The following is a 2,880-nucleotide window of genomic DNA, read 5'->3' on the forward strand; positions in this document are numbered from 1 at the left end:
ACGCCCTTTCGTTTTGTGAGCAAAATCAAATTCAGCTTTACCGGATGTCTTCTGCTCTATTTCCCCTAAGTGACTTAGAAGACGAAATCGGCGCAAATATATTAGAAACAATGAGCGCTGATTTAGCAACAATCGGTCAACGAGCAAATGCATTGAGCATAAGAATGGTGTTGCATCCAGATCAATATGTAGTGCTGAGTTCTGATTCTCCCGAAGTCGTACAGGCAAGTATCAATAATCTAGCATGGCACGCACGTATATTTGACTTACTGGGCTTACCGCGATCGCCTTGGTCATTGATGAATATTCATGGTGGCAAATCTCAACGTCCTGAACAACTAGTAAAAGTAATTTCCGAACTACCAGAAAATATCAAAAGCCGCTTGACGCTAGAAAACGATGAATACGCCTATAGCGCCGACGAGATTTTAGCAGTATGTCAGCAAGCTGGCGTGCCGATGGTATTTGATGCCCATCATCATATTTGCCACGAAAATTTAGATAGTTACGATCATCCGAGTGTAGAATCAATGTTTTACGCAGCGCGAGAAACTTGGACAAATCCAGATTGGCAATTAGTCCATATTTCCAATGGTGAGCAAGCTTTCAATGACAGAAAACACAGCAATTTGATTACCGATATGCCCAACGTCTACCACCAAGCACCGTGGATCGAAGTCGAAGCCAAACAAAAAGAAGAAGCGATCGCGCTTTTGCGCTCTAATTGGCTAATGGAAAATAATTGTACCTAAATTAACACAATAGCTAGTTTTGAAGGTTTGTAGTAAGCACTAAAGTGCTTAGAAGATTAGGACTAAAGTGCTTACTACGAACTTACTCATCAATTTCCCTTCTTTCCTTCTTTCTTCGCGCTTTTTGCGGTTCGTTCCTTTACCCTTCAAGCTTCCCTTGACAGACTACTAGCTACCCTTTCATTCAGTAGCTTCTCTCTGGGACTTCAATTGAGATGCAATCAGGGGAACTTTGGGCGCGAGAAAAAATCCAATTAAACTGGCAAAAAGAATTGGTGTAAAAGGAGTCAAATTAGCCAGTTTTGACAGTAGCAAAGTCGTACTTATAGGTGTACGCGTTACAGCTGCATTGATAGCCGCCATTGTACAAATCATTGCAAGGGCCGGATTAAGTCCGGGAATTAAGACTGCTACAGCTTTACCAATACAAGCACCAGTGAAAAACAAAGGGATGATGAATCCACCGCGCCACCCACCTGTTACTGTAATGCTAATGGCAGCCATTTTACCAAGAGCGAGAGTTAAGAGAAAAATAGCACCAAAGTTAGTAGCGAGGACTGATTCTAACTCTTCATGTCCAAAATAACGGGTTAGGGGTAATAAAACTGCTAAAGTGCCAAGCCCGAATCCTGCTAATGTTGTGCGTACATAAATGGGGCCAGGAATTCGAGCAAGCAAGTAATCGCAGCCCCGAAAAATGCCCATAAAAATCCATCCCGCCACCGCTCCGATGATACCGAACATAATAGCGATCGCAAAATCATCAATCTTGTCTAGGTGGTACTGGGGAAAATGCCAAGTCGGCGCAATTCCTAATTGTGTTATTGCTGCAAATACCAAATAACTAGCGCAACTCGAAACAATGGCTGGCATCAAGGCTTCGTAATATTCCACAATATGCTGATGGTGTAAAATCTCTAGGGCGAACATTGCACCGCCAAGAGGTGCGCCAAACAAGGCAGTGAAACCAGCCGCCATCGCCGCTAAACTCATGGTTCTGAGGTCTTCACCCTGGAGTTTTAGGCGATCGGCAACCCAAGTACCAAAAGAACCTGTTACCTGTACCAGTGGTGCTTCAGGGCCAGCACTACCGCCTGCCGATATGCTGATTAAAGAAGCAAGAATCATTGAGGGATTCTTACGAGCATCTAGGCGTCCGCCACGAAAATGGATATTATCAACAATCACGGCGATTTCACCGGGATTTCCTAAAAAATGAATCACCAGCCCAACAACTAAGCCGGCTAGTGGCATCAACATCAGGAGGCTAAAACCTTCAACTTTTTGCAACTGGTGAGTTAAAAGTTCTAAAACATTCCAGTACAACGCAGCAAATAGACCACCAGCAATGCCTACAACTACCCAGCAGATCAACCACTGCGAAATCATCAAGGGATTACGTTTTACCCGTCCAAAAAGTTGAGCAAATGTCCAGCGTTGAGTTTGATTGGTAGCGGGAGGCTTTTTTGGTAACACTGCTTATTTCCTATTTGTGAAACAGAGAATACAGAATATTTACGTTTTTTATAGTAAAGGCTATTTAATCATCTTTGATCTATAAGGGGCGATGTCTCCGCTTTTTTTACTTATTGCTGTGTGAAATTAAGTCTCCAGATAGTGTGAAGCTGACTACAAAAGAACTTAAGCTTGGCCTATAAGTTTGGGAAAATAGTGATGAATAAGGAAACAGTTCCTAGTCAAGCTGAAAAGTCTAGTCCAGAAGGCGATCCATCGCAATTAGATCCAGAGGTACTGGACAAAATCAAACATCCTGCAAGAATAGACGATGTTATTCGGGAGCAATCACCAGAAGAACGTAAAAGTAACCCAGCTTTAGTACCAGAAATGATCGATGATCCAACTGATGATTGATTGGGTTTGCAAAAGAGTAATCGAAATGCTTTGATTCCCGGCTTCTTAAAGAAGTCGGGAATCTTGTTAGTAATGTGTATCACTTACCTTCAGTAATGAATCATTTGGAATTTCTGCGGTAGAAGCTGATTTTATTTTTGTCAGTCCCTAAGTAAATATCACTCTTTAGCAATAGAAGGTATAAGTTAAGCTGACTTTTCACGTTATGTGGAAAAGCTTCACCTAACCCCCTTCCCGATGCGGAAGGGGGAAAATT

The 2,880-nt window shown here is 42.4% G+C and carries 3 protein-coding genes; 2 read left to right on the plus strand and 1 reads right to left on the minus strand.

All coding sequences use genetic code 11. The features are described 5' to 3' along the window. A partial coding sequence (uvsE, locus tag VE944_RS13575) for a UV DNA damage repair endonuclease UvsE (RefSeq protein ID WP_324977794.1) occupies positions 1-752 on the plus strand: 752 nt, incomplete at its 5' end. Between the two features lie 180 nt (positions 753-932). On the opposite strand, the gene VE944_RS13580 is transcribed toward uvsE, so the two are convergent. Continuing rightward, positions 933-2,228 carry a chloride channel protein gene (locus VE944_RS13580; protein ID WP_324977796.1) on the minus strand — a complete coding sequence of 432 codons (1,296 nt, stop codon included), beginning with the start codon at positions 2,226-2,228 and terminating at the stop codon, positions 933-935. Positions 2,229-2,426: 198 nt separating this feature from the next. Between VE944_RS13580 and VE944_RS13585 the strand changes: the two genes are divergently transcribed. Continuing rightward, positions 2,427-2,624 (plus strand): hypothetical protein, encoded by a 198-nt coding sequence (locus VE944_RS13585; protein WP_118166258.1) that lies wholly within the window; start codon positions 2,427-2,429, stop codon positions 2,622-2,624. Positions 2,625-2,880: the final 256 nt, after the last annotated feature.

The organism is Nostoc sp., assembly GCF_035638895.1.
Classification (GTDB): domain Bacteria; phylum Cyanobacteriota; class Cyanobacteriia; order Cyanobacteriales; family Nostocaceae; genus Nostoc.

Bases quoted from the DNA above. Each gene is read 5' to 3' on its own strand.
- VE944_RS13585 (WP_118166258.1), top strand. From the start codon at position 2,427: ATGAATAAGGAAACAGTTCCTAGTCAAGCTGAAAAGTCTAGTCCAGAA.